The organism is Synechococcus sp. CC9311, assembly GCF_000014585.1.
Classification (GTDB): Bacteria; Cyanobacteriota; Cyanobacteriia; order PCC-6307; family Cyanobiaceae; genus Synechococcus_C.
Map to the genome: position 1 here is coordinate 1,142,556 of NC_008319.1, position 17,504 is coordinate 1,160,059.

The 17,504-nt window shown below is 50.7% G+C and carries 16 protein-coding genes and 1 tRNA gene; 11 read left to right on the top strand and 6 right to left on the bottom strand.

Annotation, left to right across the window (positions count from 1 at the left end):
- Positions 1–235 precede the first annotated feature (235 nt).
- The 3 genes from SYNC_RS15020 to nrdJ form a co-directional block, all read right to left on the bottom strand.
- Complete coding sequence (locus tag SYNC_RS15020; RefSeq protein ID WP_041426502.1) at positions 236–520, bottom strand: hypothetical protein; 285 nt, start codon at positions 518–520, stop codon at positions 236–238.
- A gap of 323 nt (positions 521–843) precedes the next feature.
- A tRNA-Ser gene (locus SYNC_RS05860) sits at positions 844–930 on the bottom strand.
- A gap of 198 nt (positions 931–1,128) precedes the next feature.
- Positions 1,129–3,471 carry a ribonucleoside-triphosphate reductase, adenosylcobalamin-dependent gene (gene nrdJ / locus SYNC_RS05865; protein ID WP_011619194.1) on the bottom strand — a complete coding sequence of 781 codons (2,343 nt, stop codon included), beginning with the start codon at positions 3,469–3,471 and terminating at the stop codon, positions 1,129–1,131.
- A gap of 203 nt (positions 3,472–3,674) precedes the next feature.
- On the opposite strand from nrdJ, the gene SYNC_RS05870 reads away from it, so the two are divergent.
- The 5 genes from SYNC_RS05870 to SYNC_RS05890 all read left to right on the top strand — a co-directional run bounded on the left by SYNC_RS05870 (position 3,675) and on the right by SYNC_RS05890 (position 7,503).
- Positions 3,675–4,043 carry a hypothetical protein gene (locus tag SYNC_RS05870; RefSeq protein WP_041426503.1) on the top strand — a complete coding sequence of 123 codons (369 nt, stop codon included), beginning with the start codon at positions 3,675–3,677 and terminating at the stop codon, positions 4,041–4,043.
- The gene (locus SYNC_RS05875; protein WP_011619197.1) at positions 4,043–4,732 is read left to right on the top strand and encodes a trans-aconitate 2-methyltransferase; all 690 of its coding nucleotides are present in this window, start codon (positions 4,043–4,045) and stop codon (positions 4,730–4,732) included. The genes SYNC_RS05870 and SYNC_RS05875 overlap by 1 nt, the downstream gene beginning before the upstream one ends.
- Before the next feature lie 55 nt (positions 4,733–4,787).
- Entirely contained in the window at positions 4,788–6,452 is a 1,665-nt protein-coding gene (locus SYNC_RS05880; RefSeq protein ID WP_049750391.1) for a peptide chain release factor 3, read from the top strand.
- Positions 6,453–6,512: 60 nt separating this feature from the next.
- On the top strand, positions 6,513–6,749 hold the full coding sequence (locus SYNC_RS05885; RefSeq protein ID WP_011619199.1) for a hypothetical protein: 237 nt from the start codon (positions 6,513–6,515) through the stop codon (positions 6,747–6,749).
- A gap of 64 nt (positions 6,750–6,813) precedes the next feature.
- Entirely contained in the window at positions 6,814–7,503 is a 690-nt protein-coding gene (locus tag SYNC_RS05890; protein ID WP_011619200.1) for a CPP1-like family protein, read from the top strand.
- A gap of 9 nt (positions 7,504–7,512) precedes the next feature.
- On the opposite strand, the gene hslO is transcribed toward SYNC_RS05890, so the two are convergent.
- On the bottom strand, positions 7,513–8,418 hold the full coding sequence (hslO, locus tag SYNC_RS05895) for an Hsp33 family molecular chaperone HslO (RefSeq protein WP_011619201.1): 906 nt from the start codon (positions 8,416–8,418) through the stop codon (positions 7,513–7,515).
- A gap of 12 nt (positions 8,419–8,430) precedes the next feature.
- The gene (locus tag SYNC_RS05900) at positions 8,431–9,072 is read right to left on the bottom strand and encodes an ABC transporter ATP-binding protein (RefSeq protein WP_011619202.1); all 642 of its coding nucleotides are present in this window, start codon (positions 9,070–9,072) and stop codon (positions 8,431–8,433) included.
- Between the two features lie 107 nt (positions 9,073–9,179).
- On the opposite strand from SYNC_RS05900, the gene SYNC_RS05905 reads away from it, so the two are divergent.
- The 6 genes from SYNC_RS05905 (at position 9,180) to SYNC_RS05930 (ending at position 15,727) form a co-directional block, all read left to right on the top strand.
- Positions 9,180–9,629, top strand: a complete 450-nt coding sequence (locus SYNC_RS05905; RefSeq protein ID WP_011619203.1) for a DUF3531 family protein — start codon at positions 9,180–9,182, stop codon at positions 9,627–9,629.
- A gap of 134 nt (positions 9,630–9,763) precedes the next feature.
- On the top strand, positions 9,764–10,480 hold the full coding sequence (rpsB, locus tag SYNC_RS05910) for a 30S ribosomal protein S2 (RefSeq protein ID WP_006852470.1): 717 nt from the start codon (positions 9,764–9,766) through the stop codon (positions 10,478–10,480).
- An 86-nt stretch (positions 10,481–10,566) separates the two neighbouring features.
- On the top strand, positions 10,567–11,223 hold the full coding sequence (tsf, locus tag SYNC_RS05915; RefSeq protein WP_011619204.1) for a translation elongation factor Ts: 657 nt from the start codon (positions 10,567–10,569) through the stop codon (positions 11,221–11,223).
- Between the two features lie 2 nt (positions 11,224–11,225).
- On the top strand, positions 11,226–12,398 hold the full coding sequence (locus SYNC_RS05920; protein ID WP_011619205.1) for a hypothetical protein: 1,173 nt from the start codon (positions 11,226–11,228) through the stop codon (positions 12,396–12,398).
- The gene (recG, locus tag SYNC_RS05925) at positions 12,362–14,896 is read left to right on the top strand and encodes an ATP-dependent DNA helicase RecG (RefSeq protein WP_041426505.1); all 2,535 of its coding nucleotides are present in this window, start codon (positions 12,362–12,364) and stop codon (positions 14,894–14,896) included. Before SYNC_RS05920 ends, recG begins: the two co-directional genes overlap by 37 nt.
- 87 nt (positions 14,897–14,983) lie before the next feature.
- Positions 14,984–15,727: a M15 family metallopeptidase gene (locus SYNC_RS05930; protein ID WP_041426971.1), complete on the top strand. Its 744-nt coding sequence runs from the start codon at positions 14,984–14,986 to the stop codon at positions 15,725–15,727.
- Here SYNC_RS05930 and SYNC_RS05935 read toward each other — a convergent pair.
- A complete protein-coding gene (locus SYNC_RS05935) occupies positions 15,711–17,468 on the bottom strand; it encodes an NADPH-dependent assimilatory sulfite reductase hemoprotein subunit (RefSeq protein ID WP_011619208.1) in 1,758 nt (585 codons plus the stop codon). The genes SYNC_RS05930 and SYNC_RS05935 overlap by 17 nt on opposite strands.
- Between the last annotated feature and the right edge of the window lie 36 nt (positions 17,469–17,504).

Below are 17,504 nucleotides of genomic sequence, written 5' to 3' on the forward strand. Positions count from 1 at the left end.
TGTCGAAAGTTCACTTGCCCCCAGCGGTTATTTAGCTAGCCTTTTGCCATTTGAAAACATAATGCCTGGTCTACGTTGATATCATTTCAACGAAGACATTTGAAATTCAGGAAATGGCTCATACTCAGGCACACTGGTGTGTAAATTCATTCTGATGATGGCAAAAAATCGAACCCTGAAGGATCTAATTAAGTCCCGTCAATTTATTTTTTTATCCTAAGCAGGTATGTCTTGTCTATGATATTCCTACGAGGTTAATGCTGTTTTTTTGTAGCAATGACATGGCCGGGTTTCTTTCTTCTTTAATCGATACAATGCTTGCGATTGCTACGGTTGCAATAAAGACGCCTAGAAATATTTTCGTGTAGTTTTTACAGCTGTGTCTGTGCTGAATAATTTCTCGCCGTTGGCTTTTGTCAAGCAGATGCCATGGTGTATGGGGTTTTGCCTTGTTTGCATGTGTAAACTCTCCGATCTGCTTGTGTATGGTTGCATGCTCTTCCCAAATGGATTTGTTCATTAGTGCATCCAAAGTAAAAAAAGAAGAGAACAGTAGAGCCCGAGATTTGGACTTGTTGTCTTCAAGAACTAATTCCTATTCTATTCATGCCATTGCCAACCCGCCACAAAAACACCTCGATCTTCCGCACTTTGTTAGCCCCCTCCCCCCACTGCTCTTGAGTGCTTTGTTTGTAAGGTCGAGAGCCCGTATCTGTTGCAGGATTTCTTGCGCAGCTTGTCGAGATTACGTTACTACCGTAACTCTGTAGCAGGCTCAAGCTTCTGCAGTGCTACAGCGAGTCATTAAAAAAACCCAGTGGTAGACTGGGCTTTGCTATTGAACGGAGAGGGTCGGATTCGAACCGACGGTGCCCTTGCAGACACGCTGGTTTTCAAGACCAGAGCCATAAACCACTCGACCACCTCTCCTGGAGGCAAGGATATTTTATCATCTCACCATCTTTATGGCTCGGATGGAAATTTTTCTCTTACCTTGCAGTTTGAGAAATATTTCCAATGCAATACATTACTGATTCATGATAAATTAAAGTTTGATTTTGTGTTTGGCTTTTATTGTTTCTGGTATCAAAGGGCTTACACTTAAAAAATAAGCCCTTTGTTTGGTTGTTAGCTATTTGGTTTTGCTAAAGGTAAGAGGCATTTGTCCGAATCGCAACCAGCTGGACCTGCTTCAGTTAGCTCACCACTGTCATACCTTTGCAATGCGTCGAAAAAGTCATTGTTGACTCGACGTTCAACGACTTCTTTCTGCAAGAGCTTATAGGTTTGTGCATCGATTGGTTCGAATGGCAAGCGAGGGAAGGTTGCATTCGCATCAAATCGAGCGAGAAGTGCTGCAGAAATGTATCCGCCACCCTGTTGGATGGTCTGATGAAGAGCGTCGGTTAAGGGTTCAATCTCATGCTCACGGAATTCGATCGTTGCCGATGTGTTGTGGGCCGTGTAGTGCAATTGAACTTGCATGTAAAAGTCAAATTGTGCCAATGCTGAGAACGCATTGATATCTACAGTGTCTGCCCCAGGCAGATTGGCCCAACTCACCTCGGTTGGAATTTCTACTAACCATTCTGTGCAGCGTGTATCGAATGGATCGTTCAATAGACGACCTTGATCATCCTTATCGGACTGAGAAGGAACCACTGTGTAGCCGTAGTCCATGCAGGCCATCGCTACAGGATCGTTTTTTCTGAAAGTAATCCTGCGGATAAACCGCTGAGCTTTGGGAGGGTGCCAACCAGGTGCAGCACCTGTCAGCAGACTCTTTGTTCCAGCGGGCTGAACTGTTGTGCAGCGGTTTGGACGCCTCAGGCCATGACGATCGCAATAATCCCAAACGGTTTCATTCACGATTGATTTCCACCGCTTCAAGTAGTCAGCTTCTTGCTGTTTATAGTTCAGGCCTTCTTCAGTTTCTGGCCGTCCTGCTTCCCACCATTGCAACCATGGTGTACCAAAAGCATGAACAAAGAAATCAAATAAACCAGTAAAACTTACACCTACGATTGGATCCCAAGCTCGACTCTGGCGATAACGCTGTACCTCGAATTTATGATTAAGCAGACAGGCAACAGAGAGTGCACCCGCTCGGAAGGCGTCTCGTTGCGCTGCTTCATCTTTGGGGTCAATTTGGTTGAGATGCACCTCTGCAAGGTTGCAATGAAAATCTGCACCGAGGATTTCACCGCAAGGGTTTAATCCGTAGCGGCTCAGTCGATGCTCAAGTTCCTCTTCTGAGATCGGACCATGGTTTTGTTCGAGCCAGCGGCCTGCTTCCTCACGGCCTTGGTCGCAATAAATCTCGATAAATTCATCTCTAAGTTCCTTGGTGGTTAGCAAATCGGCGTTTGAGCGAGCGAGCGCTTCAGGTGCGAATTGAATGGCGCCTTCCCCACTGTGGAACTGACGCGTCACTGCTTCAAGCAGAACATCCCTGCTTGGTCGGGTGTGATACACGCGGGTGTGGTTAGCCATCCTCAGCGCGTCGCGCTCAGGATCAATCCTCCAGTTGCCTTCAGAATCCTGTTGCCACAAATTTTCCTTGGCACCAGCAGCTGAAATGTCGTCGGATGCGAATTGACGCATCCCTGCACTGCGTCGGATATTGCCCGCCACAATCGTCACGGCTGCTTCGTCGATAAGGAGACAGCATTCGATGGATGTGAGCTGTCTACCGATCGCTTTGCCAAGTAATTTTGCTACCCGACCGTAGAGATCTTTCAGTTTCACGGGGTTCGCCATACCACCGAAACCTTTGAGGGTTTCACCGACGGGACGAACATCAGAAAGGTCAATTTCGACCTCAACTTTTCGACCTTCGAAACGAGGATCGCTACTCAGTTCTAAGAGCAATTGGTAGCTATCAACCCATCCACGTCTTGTGTCCCCCACCTTGATTGAAACACTGTGATCGCTGATTCTGTAGGTCGTGGCTTCTTGGCGCTTATCTGCGGGTGTAATACCGATATTTGAAACGCTTAGAACTTCAATCGGATTGGTGACGACTGGAAGCTGATCAATGAAGTGGGGTTCGATGATGGCGCCTGTTCCACATCCCATCATCGCTAAATCCATCATCAGGCCGAATGCTTCCCAATCCACAAGATTTGTGGAGGTGCAGTTGTAGGCCCCTGAGTAATTTTCAGGTTTCTCGATCCATGGAGTACCACCGATCCATTGCCAGCGTCCGGAGGGAAGTGCTTTTTTCTCAGACTGCATCCTCGCCAATAGATCCATTTCCTCCGCATTGAGGGAGCCAAGTTTGAGAAGCCCTGATCGATTTCGTTCTCCAACTTCGCTCCAACTTTCTCTTCCTTTGGACAAGCGACGGCTGTAGGTGCGGTAAAACACAGGATTGGCTGCGGGCGCACTTGCTGGGAAGTCGCCGTTGTTAGGGCCTAGTCCAGTGGTCTGTGTATCTAGCTTTTCTGTGCGGCTTGGGGTGAGAGTCACTTGCTTTTGTCGGCTTGTCGTTCGGGTATCCTAACGCCACCGATAGGGTGTGCACGTCTTTATAAGCACTATCAACGGTGTTTTGCCTCGGATGGAGGCCTATTGTTTCCCTGAAGGCTGCTTCCCTGGCACGTTGAAACTCAATCTGCAGCGACCAAAGGCCATGTTCAAGTGCCTCCGCCGCAGTCGTCCATATAAATGCCATGCTCTGGCTTTCATCGTTGCTGATGCGGCTTGATGAATCACTTGCAAGGATTCATTGCTATGAAATTACGATTGGCGACTCTTGCTCCACAGACTCAGAGCAGTTGGTGCGTGTTCCAGATCTGCGGCGCTCCGCTGTCAATGACGATCTCCATCTCCATTATTTTGATTGTCGTCTGCTGAAGATCTTCTCTTGTCGTTATGTTTATGATCTGAAAATATCTTCTTTGCATCGTATGCAGTACGATTTTGGAGACAGTGTTCTTAGGCTTCAGCAGCTCTTCATTCAGGTGCTTACCGAGAATAATATTGAATTCCGCTTCCCTTCTCAGGCTCTTTTTGTTGAGTCTTTTTATTCCGAACTCTGATGAAACGTTGTCCTGAACCAGAGTTGATGAATGTGCCTGATCAGGTCATTGCCTATGCAGACGCCGATTTTAGTTCAAGTGATCAATCAGTCATCGAACGTTTGTCGGAACTGATGGATCAATCTTGCACCGTACTCCCTGCAAATAGTTTGATCTTGGATCTAGGTTGTGGACCGGGGAATATCTCTGAACGGCTTGCTGCTCATTGGCCCCTGTCTGATGTGATTGGACTTGATGGGGCTCCTTCCATGCTTGGGATAGCTAATCAGCGACTTTCATGTTTAAGGCCTACTATTCAAAATCTAACCTATCTACTTGTTGACTTAAGTCATTGTTGTCTTGAGGATATTCCTCAATTAAAGGGTGCTTCGGTCATTGTTAGTAATAGCCTGTTGCATCATCTCCATAACCCTCAAAGCCTATGGGCGTCTGTCAAGCAGCTCGCCATGCCTAACGCATTCATGTTGCATCGTGATCTTCGTCGTCCCTCCGATGAGCAGGAGGTTGACGCGCTTTGCGAACGGTATGTGAGCAATGCTCCTTCGGTGTTGCAACACGACTTTCGAGCATCCTTGATCGCTGCCTTCACTGCAGATGAGGTCCGCGAACAACTTGACCAGGCTGGTCTTGGTCAGTTCACCGTGATGGAGATCGACGACCGATACCTTGAAGTTTGTGGTCAGTGGTGATCTTGATGCTGCCTCGACCATTGACTGTCAGGCTGGTGGCGTCAACAGCGAGATCATGAGCACGCGTTTGGGTACTGGTAGCAGCGAATCGTTGAACGTCTTAAGCGGTGAGGAAGATCTCGCCGAAGCCGTGGCTCGACGTCGCAATTTTGCGATTATCTCCCATCCTGATGCAGGAAAAACCACTCTCACTGAGAAGCTCTTGCTATACGGAGGTGCGATTCAGCAAGCTGGTGCTGTGAAGGCTCGCGGTGAGCAACGCAAGGTCACCTCCGATTGGATGGAGCTGGAAAAACAGCGCGGTATTTCGATTACGTCGACCGTATTGCAATTCGACTACTCCGGTAGCACGATTAATTTGTTGGATACTCCTGGTCACCAGGATTTTTCTGAGGATACCTATCGCACCCTCGCTGCCGCCGATAACGCAGTGATGCTTGAGGATGCTGCGAAGGGACTGGAACCTCAAACACGCAAGCTGTTTGAGGTTTGCAGGATGCGTGAAATTCCTATTTTTACGTTCATCAACAAGATGGATCGTCCTGGAAGAGAGCCCTTAGCACTGTTGGATGAAATTGAGGCTGAATTAGGTCTCACTCCCTGGGCTGTGAATTGGCCGATCGGCAGCGGGGAACTCTTTCGAGGAGTGATCGATCGCCGCACGCGTCAGGTTGTTCTGTTCAGCCGTGCTGAGCGTGGTCGTCAATCTGAGGAAAAGCTCTTGGATTTGGATGATCCAGAATTAAAAAATTTGGTGGAGCCAGAGTTGCTAGCTCAGGCCGTTGAGGATCTTGATCTTTTGGAAGCAGCTGGCGCAGAACTGGACCTTGAACTGGTTCATGCAGGGGAACTTACGCCGGTCTTTTTTGGATCGGCTATGACTAATTTTGGGGTGCGTCCTTTCCTTGATGCGTTTATGGATATGGCCCAAAAGCCTGTTGCACGAATTGGTACGGAAGGCCCTGTAGATCCATTGCGTCCTGATTTCAGCGGGTTTGTGTTCAAACTTCAAGCCAATATGGATCCACGTCATCGAGATCGTGTTGCTTTTGTTCGTGTTTGTAGTGGACGTTTTGAAAAAGATATGTCCGTTCGTCATGCCCGGACAGGCCGCACCATTCGTCTTTCGCGCCCTCAGAAATTATTTGGGCAAGATAGGGCTGTTGTTGAAGATGCTTATCCAGGTGATGTGATCGGATTAAATAATCCTGGGATGTTCTCTATTGGAGATACTCTTTATACTGGAGCAAAGGTCGAATACGAGGGAATACCATGTTTTAGTCCCGAGATCTTTAGTTGGTTACGTAATCCAAATCCTTCTGCATTCAAAAACTTTCGTAAAGGCGTGAATGAGCTTCGTGAGGAGGGAGCTGTTCAAATTCTCTATGACACAGACGAAAGTAAGCGCGATCCCATTCTTGCTGCTGTTGGACAGTTGCAGTTGGAAGTTGTGCAGCATCGACTAGAAAATGAGTATGGCGTTGATACGCGTTTAGAGCCTCTCGGTTTTCAGGTTGCACGCTGGGTGACTGGTGGTTGGTCTTCCCTGGAAGATGTGGGTCGTATTTTTAATTGCAAGACAGTGCGTGATGCATGGAATCGCCCCGTTTTGTTGTTCAAAAACGAATGGAATTTGAACCAACTTATTGAAGAGCATCCTGCGCTTGATCTCAGTAATGTCGCGCCTGTTGTGAGCGGTGTGGAGCCAATCAGTCTTTGAGTTGCAATCGCAACTCTTAGTTCGCTCGCAACATTGCTTCATGCTCGCCAGACTGTTCCGATGGATCTGCTTGCGCTGAGACACATCTGGCTGTTACGTCCATGTTCGGACGGCGGTACGGAATATGTGTGCTTTCGTCCCGGTCAAGATCGTGTTGAGGTGGTTGAGGGCTATCACCTTCCGCCCCAGATGCCCTTGATCAAACGCAGAAAATGGCTTGACAGCGCTGAAGTGCCTCATTGCAGACAACAACTCGAAAAGCTTCAAGGCTTCAAACACGGGCAGCCTCTGTTTTGATTCAACTCAGCTCTCCCGATTCTCCGCCCAACTCGATACGCTCAAGAGAGATTGAACTGAATTAATGGCGTCAGGGGTTGATCTCGGCTCGAGTTCAGAGTCCCAGGATCCTTATGAAAGGCTTGGAATCTCTGCTGATGCGGGGTTTGAAGAGGTTCAACGGGCGCGTGAAACCTCTCTTAAGGCAGCTGGAGACGATCCAATGGCGAGGGCTCGCATCGAAACTGCTTATGACGCAGTGCTGATGGGCCGCTTGCGAGAACGCCAGTCCGGAACCATTAGTTCGGCTGCCGTGACGGCTTCTCGCCTTGAAAATCAAAGCGCATCAACGTCTTCAGCCACGCCGGTTAATGCTTCTGCTCTTTTAACCAGAATTCGGAACCTCTCTCTTCCAAGACCCAGTTTGAGCTCTGCCGGTTTTCTTCCAAGTTTGAGTTTGGTGGAAGGACAGGGGTTGCTGGTGAGACTCATCGCTGCAGGCATCGGTCTGTTGCTTCTTCTTGCTGCTCCCACAGCTGTCGACTTAGTGCTGGCTCTGTCCACCATTGGCTTGTTTATTTCTCAGGTCAAGCGGGGTCGAAGACCACTGGGTGCCTTGGGCTGGAGTTTGGCTCTCGTGGCCTTGGGTTTGGTTCTGGGAGCTGTGATTGGTGCCCTGCTCGCGACCCAAGCAGGATTGCCCGTTAATCCGATTCTCTTCGAGGCATTGCCAGCCTATTTAGTTCTGGTTGCTGGCATATTGCTGCTGCTTTGAATTGATTGTTTAGAGGCTATTGATCAGTTCTGACAACTCCTTTTCGTCAACTTTGTAGACCTCACTACAGAAGTGGCAGGTGAGTTCAGCACCTTTGTCTTCTTTGAGCATCTTGTTGAGCTCTTCTTTGCCAAATAATCTAAGGGCGTTGATGCTTCGTTCTCTGCTGCAAGGGCATGAGAATTGGATCGGTTGTAACGGTTCTCCAACGGGAATTGGTTGAGGATCTAAATCTGGAAAAACATCTTTGAGCAGATCCTCTAGATGATCCTGGTTGTCACGCAGATGTTTGCTGAAGTTGTGTATTTCGCGACAACGCTCTTCTAGTAAAGCAACAAGAGCTGGTTCTCTTGCTGCTTTAGGTAGTACCTGTACTAACAGTCCACCACTGCATTCAAGACCTTCTTGACTGATCGTTTCGCCTACAAATACGGCAGAGGGTGTTTGTTCTGAGTGCAGTAAATAGGAGGCAACATCCTCTCCAATCCCTCCACGAACCAATTCAACCGTGCTGCTGAATGGTTCTCCTTTGCCTTCGTCCCTTACAACGTGAAGGTAGCCCGTACCTGCAGCGGCATTGAAATCAAAGCTGTAGTGACCTGCTTCATCTTCGATTGGATCTAATTCCAGTTCTGGATGCCCTACATACCCGCGTACGCGACCATCTCTGCCTGCATCGACAAACAAACCACCGATGGGTCCATCAGAGCCAATGCGAAGGTTTACACGGCCGTGACGCACCTTCATTGAGCTGGCTAACAACAGCCCAGCGCTCATGGCACGCCCGAGCATCACCGTTGTCAAATAAGACAGGCGGTGCCTCCGCCTCGCTTCGCGAGTGGCTTCGGTGGTGATCACCGCAACAAGCCTGATGCCTCCGCCAGCTGCCGTGGCCCGGACAAGGCAGTCACCCATGGCGTTTGTGCATCACAGCGGCAATGGTGACAGAGCGTGGAGACGTCCCTCTCTCAGGTTCCAATGGTTTCCGCTCCACCCCTCAAAGAGATCCGGTTCATGGGTTACAACGATTAGCAGTCGATCTTGCGCGAGACCTTGAAGTAGTTCGAGCACTTCGGAGCGAACGGACCAATCAAGACCAGCGGTTGGTTCATCCAACAGCAGCACTTGAGGGTGACGCAATAACTGAACGGCTAGGGCAAGGCGTCGTTGTTGTCCTCCGCTTAAACGTTCTGGTGCCTGACGTAGATCCACATCACCAAGGCCTACTCGCCTCAGCACATTGCTTCGCTCCTCACTCGTGAGCCGTTTGTGGCCAAGTTTTAACTCCTGAGACACGTTCAATCCCAGAAAATGGCGTTCAGGAAACTGAAACACCACCCCACATAGCCAGCGCCTTTGACGTCTCGTGAGCACCTCTTGATTCCAGAGAATCGAGCCTTTCTGTTCTCCTGCTAAGCCACTGATCACTTCAAGCAGGCTTGTTTTGCCACTGCCGCTATTGCCTGAGATCAGCACCGGTTTGCCTGGCGATGCTTTGAGGTTGATCTCGTCCAGGACAACGCGCTCTGACGTCGCCGGCCGGAATCGAATGTTGTTCAGCTCCAGCATGCGGCTCAGATGCTTTTGTTGATGGCAGTGCTGTGATCAGCATGATTGATCATGATCGTGGCCGATCTCTTTTGAGACAGCGATGATGCGAGGGTCTCCAATAGGCCATGCACGTTCGTTTCCGAGAGGTTGATCCATTTAATTGCTGGGTGTGGCTTCGATTTAGTGAAATTCCTAGTCAAGGGGAGCGAAATTATGTGGATGGCATTTTTGACAGCTGGTATGTAATTGGTCGGCTCGGTGGCTTCAATGCCGAGAACCTTCAAGTGCATGAAGAAGCAGAGGATCTGAGCTTCATGAGTTACGACAATGACGAGGCCTCATCATCGATGCCGGCCTTGATGCACAACATGGGTCAGCTCGAATATCACGAGGAGTGGGCCCGTTGCTGGTTGGACTTGGGTACCAGTGATGGGATTGGTCTCGATGTCTTAATCAATGCTTTGAAGCAGCTCAACTCTGATGTTGTGAAGCTGGATCAATTGCTGATCGGTGGAGTCAATGAGGATTGGCCCGTTGAGGATCATCCCGACAGCGTGTTCCCAAACATGAGCTGACTCTTTGTTAAATTAAGGCGTCCTACTCAACCCGCACACCTGTCCGTTTCGGGTGCTGGACGTTGTGCTCTGAGTTTTCGCTCATCACACGCCATACCTGACAGGTGGAGGCGAACCCGAAACCCTCAACAAACATGGCTGTTGTCACTCTCGCAGAGATGATGGAGGCTGGTGCCCACTTTGGCCACCAGACCCGTCGTTGGAACCCCAAGATGTCGCGCTACATCTATTGCGCGCGCAACGGAGTTCACATTATTGATTTGGTGCAGACAGCTGTCTGCATGAATAACGCCTACAAGTGGGTGCGTTCAGCTGCTCGGAGCGGCAAGCGTTTTCTCTTCGTTGGTACCAAAAAGCAAGCGTCTGAGGTTGTGGCTCAAGAAGCCCTTCGCTGCGGATCGTCTTACGTGAACCAGCGCTGGCTTGGTGGAATGCTGACCAACTGGACCACGATGAAAGCCAGGATTGATCGTCTTAAAGATCTTGAGAGGATGGAATCGAGTGGCGCTATCGCGATGCGCCCCAAGAAGGAAGGTGCTGTTCTACGTCGTGAACTCGAGCGTCTGCAGAAGTACCTGGGCGGTCTCAAGAACATGCGACGTATTCCCGATGTCGTCGTGCTTGTGGATCAGCGTCGTGAAACCAACGCTGTGCTCGAGGCTCGCAAGCTCGACATCTCTTTGGTGTCGATGTTGGACACCAATTGCGATCCTGACTTGTGTGAGGTTCCTATCCCTTGCAACGATGATGCGGTCCGTTCAATTCAGTTGGTTTTGAGCCGTTTGGCTGATGCGATTAACGAAGGACGTCACGGCGGCCAGGATGGTCGTGGTGATGATGGCCAGGGCTGATCATCAGCTTTTGCACGCTTAGTTTTCGCCGCTGCGTGCTCGTAGCCGTAGCGGCATTCTCATAGACCCTCCACTTAATTCACCTCATGGCGGCCGTTTCAGCCAAGCTGGTTAAAGAACTGCGCGACAAAACTGGCGCAGGGATGATGGATTGCAAGAAAGCCCTGGCAGAAACCAGCGGTGATACGACGAAAGCCGTCGAATGGCTTCGTCAGAAAGGCATTGCAAGTGCCGAAAAGAAATCAAGTCGTGCCGCTGCAGAAGGTGCGATTGGTAGCTACATCCACACCGGTGCTCGCGTGGGAGTGTTGCTAGAGCTCAACTGTGAGACCGATTTCGTCGCCCGTGGAGATCTTTTCCAAGGATTGCTTCGCGACGTGTCGATGCAAGTTGCAGCATGCCCCAACGTGGAATACGTCAGCACGGACGATATTCCTCAAGACATCATTGATCGTGAGAAATCGATCGAGATGGGTCGCGATGACCTGGATGGCAAGCCAGATCAAATGAAGGTCAAGATTGTCGAAGGACGTATCGGCAAACGCTTGAAGGAAATGTCCTTGCTGGACCAACCTTTTATTCGTGACAGCTCAATGTCTGTTGCTGATTTGGTCAAGGAGGTTGCTGGAAAGATTGGCGAAAACGTCAAGGTTCGCCGCTTCACCCGTTACACGCTTGGTGAAGGTATTGAAATCAAGCAGGTCGACTTTGCGACGGAAGTTGCATCGATGACTAATAGCTGATTTTGACGGCTGAGACTCACTCCACAAGCGGTTACGACCCTAAGGAACAGCTGCGCCGGCTTCAACAACGAAGCCGGCGTCTTGCTCCATTGCTGTATCGAGAGCAAGCCCTTTATTTACAGCTTCTGCGCAACCTCTTGTTGCCGAGCGTCCGCAATGCCGTTGGACATCTCTTGTGTGAAAGGGGTGAACAACTCTCTCGACTATCTGCGGAACAACAGTCCGAACTCCAGCAGACCTTTGATGGACTGGTTCAACGCTGCTCTTGTCTCCTGACTGTTGAGCAGCTCATGGATCTGTCCAAGCGCCTTCAGAAAGAAGCATTGGAGTATCGCCAGCAGGCCCAAATCGAGGTGAGCCACTCTCTTCAGGCTGATGCTGAGAGTGAACAGCCAGATATCAGTCGTGGCGGGATTGAGTTAAGCCTTAGCCCTCCCATTGAGCATCCTGATCTTCTGGAGGGATTGCTTCCCCGCTTGGAAGCGCAGGTTGAACAGCCATCCACTGAGTCCATTGATGAACAATCGCAATCTGTTCAAGATCCGATCGATTCAGAGGCTTCTTCTGAAGGCACAACGGCTGACTTTGATCTCTTGCGTTCACTGTTTTTGATGGCTGGTGAGGCGATGCAGCAGGGTGACCCGGCTGGTGAGCCAGCCAGTCTTAACTCCGATGCCTCTGCCCTTGGTTCATCCGTTGTTCCAGCGGATCAGTCTGATGGTGAATTGCTTCCTTCGATGCCAGTTGCGTTGGTGAACTGGCTGGATGGACAGGAAGCCGCCTTAAGCCGCAGGATGCGAAATTTGTCCCACGCTCTCAATGTTGAGTTGCTGCGAGCAGGTGTGGTTAGAAGCCTTCTCCCAACCACGCTTCTTGATGCTGCGATCGCTGGACAGTTGCAGGCGCTTCCCTCTCCCTCGAATCTTTTACGGCTGAAGCTTCCGTTGCCTATTCCCGCTCAAGACCAGCCTTTGGAAATCCTCAGCGTTTTGGTCAGGCCGGCTGATCTTGAATACGACAACGGTTCACTGCGGCATAGCCGGTACCGATTGCGTCAACATCGCAGCATTTTGCTCACAATGGTGCAGCAGCAGCGGCATTGGCAGAGCCGTCTTACCAGTCAGGAGGTGCACAGTCAGTGGTGGCCCAATCCGCCGACGACAGGTCAGGACTGACCCCGGCACTCGATCGTCAGGGCTTGGAGTGTTTTCTTGCCTGGCTTCGCCCGCTGCAGCAGTCCCTGTCCTTAGAAGCTGATAGGGGATTTCTCGATCTTCAAGGTCGTCATGAACGGTTTCATGCCTTTTTGAGCCGCCAATTGGCAACGCCGCCCTCGGTGACTTTGCCGAATGACAGCTTGGTGCGTCTGCAGTCTTTAGCCACTGATTTTGCTTCGTATCCCGAACTTGGTGATGCTGGTCGGCGTCGGCTCGTCACTGGCACCCGGCAGTGGCTCCATGGTTTACGCGCTCGCCTTGAACCATCGGCACCGATGGCACCTCCGCGGATCAAGGTGTCGTCGTCGCAACACACTCCTGGTCGGTCAGCTTCCGCACCTTTCACGCTCGATTTGGAGTCACCGCTTGCCAGGGTTCATGGCATTGGTCCCAAGTTGGCAGAACGTCTGGCAAGCCTGGGTTTGCTTGTCGTTCGGGATTTGATCCAGCACTATCCGCGCGACTACGTCGACTACTCCGCCTTACGCAGAATTGAAGCTTTGGAGGCTGGAGAAACCGCAACGATTGTGGCCACGGTGCGTCGGTCTCATGGATTTACCAGTCCTCGAAACCCCAATCTTTCGATTATTGAGTTGCAGCTGCAAGACCCCACCGGTCGCATCAAGGTGACTCGCTTTTTGGCAGGAAAACGATTTAGCAATCCCTCCTATCTCCATGGTCAGACCCGTCAGTATCCAGTGGGGGCAACCGTGGCGGTGAGTGGTTTGGTCAAAAGCGGGCCCTATGGCGTCAGCTTTCAAGATCCCTTGATTGAGGTAATGGAAAGCGCCAATGCCCCCTTGCGTTCTCGCCAAATTGGCAGGTTGTTGCCGGTCTATCCCCTCACCGAAGGACTCACGGCCGATCGTTTTCGAAGCTTGGTAGAAGCGGTATTGCCTGCTGTTCGCTTTTGGCCTGAACCCCTGCCTGCGTCGCGCCGGGAAGCTCGTGGCTTGATGGCGCGCGATCAAGCACTGGTTGCGATCCATCGACCGGAAACCAGTGAGCAACTGCAGCAAGCGCGTCATCGCTTGGTGTTTGACGAATTCCTGCTTCTCCAGCTCAGTTTGATGCAACGCAGAGCTGCCTTACGTCAGCGTTCAGCTCCCGTGCTCCATGGGGTGGTGGAGCGTGAAGGTTTGGTTGGTCGTTTTCTTTCTCTTCTTCCGTTTGAACTCACGGGTGCTCAGAAGCGGGTGTTCTCTGAGATTGAACAGGATCTCGAGCGCCCTGAACCGATGGCGCGCCTCGTGCAAGGGGATGTGGGAAGCGGCAAAACCGTTGTAGCAATTGCGGCACTGCTGAGGGCCGTGGAAGCTGGCTGGCAAGGAGCCTTGATGGCGCCAACTGAGGTTTTGGCGGCGCAGCACTATCGCAGTCTGTGTTGTTGGTTGCCTCCACTGCACGTCAGCGTGGAACTGCTGACTGGGTCAACTCCGCGGCGCAGCCGACGGCAAATTTTGAGCGATCTCTCTGGTGGTACTTTGCGAATTCTTGTGGGAACGCACGCCCTCTTGGAAGATCCAGTCGCGTTTGATCGTCTGGGCCTGGTGGTGGTTGATGAGCAACATCGCTTTGGCGTGCGTCAACGCAACCGTCTTCTCGACAAAGGCTTGCAACCCCATTTGCTCACGATGACGGCCACGCCAATTCCGCGAACCTTGGCGCTTTCGCTCCATGGTGATCTGGATGTCAGTCAGATCGATGAGCTGCCTCCTGGGCGAACTCCGATTCGTACGAGGGTTGTAAAGAGTTCTGAGCGTGAGGAGGCCTATGAACTCATCCGTGAACAGGTGAGTCAGGGGCAGCGTACTTATGTGGTGCTTCCCCTGGTGGAGGAATCAGAAAAAGTCGATCTGCGCTCAGCGGTTGATGTACATCGTCAGCTCTCGGAGGAGGTGTTTCCAGAGTTCAGCGTCGGCCTGCTCCATGGCCGATTAGCTAGTGCTGAGAAACAGGCCGTGATTGCTGATTTTGCCGCCGGTACCACTCAGATTCTGGTGTCTACAACCGTTGTGGAAGTTGGGGTAGATGTTCCTGAAGCCAGCGTGATGGTGATTGATCATGCCGATCGGTTTGGTTTGGCTCAGTTACACCAGTTGCGGGGAAGGGTGGGCCGTGGAGCGGCCGCTTCTTACTGCTTACTCGTGAATGACAGCCGTAATCCATTGGCCAGACAACGCCTTGAAGTTTTAGTCCGTTCCAATGATGGATTTGAGATTGCTGAGATGGACCTTCGCTTTCGGGGTCCTGGTCAGGTGCTTGGTACTCGGCAATCGGGCTTGCCCGATTTGGCTCTCGCCAGCCTGGCTGACGATGGCTCTGTTTTGGAGGAAGCCAGGGATGAGGCGGCGAGCATCCTGAAGGAAGATCCCGACCTGAAGTCTTTCGAGCACATTCGTGTGTTGTTGGAACAGCAACGCAAGCGGGCTGCAGCAGCTGTTCAACTCAATTAGCCAATCAACTGATTTGCCTCGCCTTTGGGATGCGTCGTTCCCAACAAACTGGCAATCTGCTTGCAGCGTTCTCATTGCCTTTTCAGCATGCAGCGTCCATGGCATTCCGTCTTGATTGACGATTGCGGTGAATCTTTGCGATCGCTGCGGTCTTTTTTGACCTGCATGGAGCCGCACCCCTATGTGTCATTAGGTGCTCCCTATGGCAACGGAGCAGACCCCTTTTGTCTTCGCCAAGGCGTGAGGAGCCGTTTGCTTGCTGCTCAAGTTCATCTCCAGGGCATCACGACGGAGGCTGGACTTCAACCACTTCGGCTTGGGATTTTCGATGCTTGGCGTCCAGTGTCTGTTCAAGCTTTCATGGTGAACCACGCCATTGATCAGGAGTGTGCTCGCCAAGGCATCAATGCGGATGATTCAGACCAGCTGAATCGCGTGGAAAACGTTCGCGCAGAGGTGGCTCGTTTTTGGGCGCCACCCAGTACTGATTTGTTAATACCGCCACCCCACAGCACTGGTGCTGCCGTGGATCTCACTCTCATTGATGCACAAGGTAGCCCCTTGGATATGGGGGGGGAGATCGATGCGATCGGACCCGAATCCTTACCGCTTCACCACGTTGACGCAGCCGTTGATCATCCTGATGGAACCGCTGCTTTATTTCATAGCCGTCGATGCTTGCTGCATCGTGTGATGACTCAAGCGGGATTTGTACGTCACCCGAATGAGTGGTGGCATTTCAGTTTTGGAGATCAGCTTTGGGCTTGGACCGTTCATGCGGATCGTGCCATTTATGGGCGAGATCCAAACTTATTTAGCTTGGAACCTTGAGCATCTCTTGAACGGTTGCATCACCAAGTTTGGAGATGTGTTCTCCAAAGCCACGCCGGCCTCCAGCATCTTTCCAGCTCAGAAGCAAGGGTTCGATGGTTGTTTCAAGGTCTTCTAGAGGCATTTTCTGAAGGAACGGACGGGCCAGTCGCTGCAAATTGGCGCTGCCCCCAAGCCAGAGCTGATATTGGTTGACGCCGCTTCCTACAAGACCAAGTTCGGCCATGTAAGGACGCGCGCAACCATTCGGACAGCCCGTCATGCGGACCAAAATGGATTTCTTGATCTCTAAATGATTGAGCTGGGAATCTAGTCGTTCAAGAACATCGGGTAGCACTCGTTCAGATTCGGTAACGGCCAGTCCGCAGGTGGGCAATGCTGGGCAAGCAAGGGCATGGCGGACAAGAGGAGCAACCTCTGCTGGAAGTTCAAAACCCAATTCGGTTAGCTCACTTTTGATGGACGATTTTTGATTGGAGCCGATGTTGCAAAGCAATAAATCTTGATTTGGTGTTAGTCGAATTTCTAATTGATATCTTTCAACAATGGTGCGAATTCCTGCTTTGACAGATCCTTCTAGCCGACCACACATGAATGGGAGACCTACAAACCATAGGCCTGGCTTCTGACGATGCCATCCCAGGTAGTCCATTAATTTTGCAGGTGATTCCTTGATCAAACTTTTGATATCTCGTTTGAAATAGTGATTGATCAAAGTTTCGCGAAACCACTGAATTCCACGATTGTGAAGTAAATATTTCATGCGAGCATGCTTTCTGACCTCACGATCCCCATGGTCTCTTTGTAGAGCCATAATTGATTGTAGGAGGTCAAAAATATTTTCAGCGTCGACATAACCCAAGGGATCAGCGATACGCGCAAAGGTATCTTCTTGATTATGAGTTCTTCCTAGGCCCCCGCCAACGTAAACATTGCATCCACGCATGGTGCCGTTTTTGTTTGTGAATAAAACCAGACCGATGTCTTGTGTTAACAGGTCGACTGAGTTGTCTCCAGGGACCGTAACGGCGACTTTGAATTTTCTTGGAAGGTATGTATCGCCATAAATCGGCTCATCCTGGCTTCCGGAAAAAACCCCTTCTTCGAACTGTCGTTTACGAGCTTGCTTGACAGGTTTTGCAGGTTTAAATCGATAACTCAGGTCACCATTAACCCACATGTCTAAGTAAGAGCCTTCAGCTGCTTTTGGACTGAGTAAATCAGCTATTTCGTCAGCAAGTTTTCTAGCAGCAGGATATCCGTTGTTTTCAAATGGTGCTGCTGGTGCCATCACGTTTCTATTGATATCGCCACAGGCAGCTAATGTAGATCCAAGGTTTTTTATGATTGTGCCAATAACTGTTTTAAGGTCTGCTTTCGGAATGCCATGCATTTGAAAGGCTTGGCGTGTGGTGATACGTAGGGTGCCGTTTCCGTATTGATTGGAAAGGTCATCGAGAGCCGAAAAAAGTTGTGCCGGAACTCTTCCTCCTGGATTTCGAAGGCGAAGCATCATCTGCCAGCACTTAATCTTGTCGATTTTTCTTAATTCTCGATGATTTTGTTGGTAACTCCCATGAAACTTAAGTAGCTGTACTGCGTCCTCACTAAAGCGAATTTCTTCGTTGCTCAGCTCTGTTAATAAAGGTTCTCGAAGATGTCCGCTGTAGAGCTTTCGCTTTTCAGCTTTCGACAGAGCTGTGTCAATCGATTCTGTAGGTGTTGAAGGGCCATCAAGCATCCGATCGCGCCCTGCTTCTTGCGTCCCTGAGGTCGT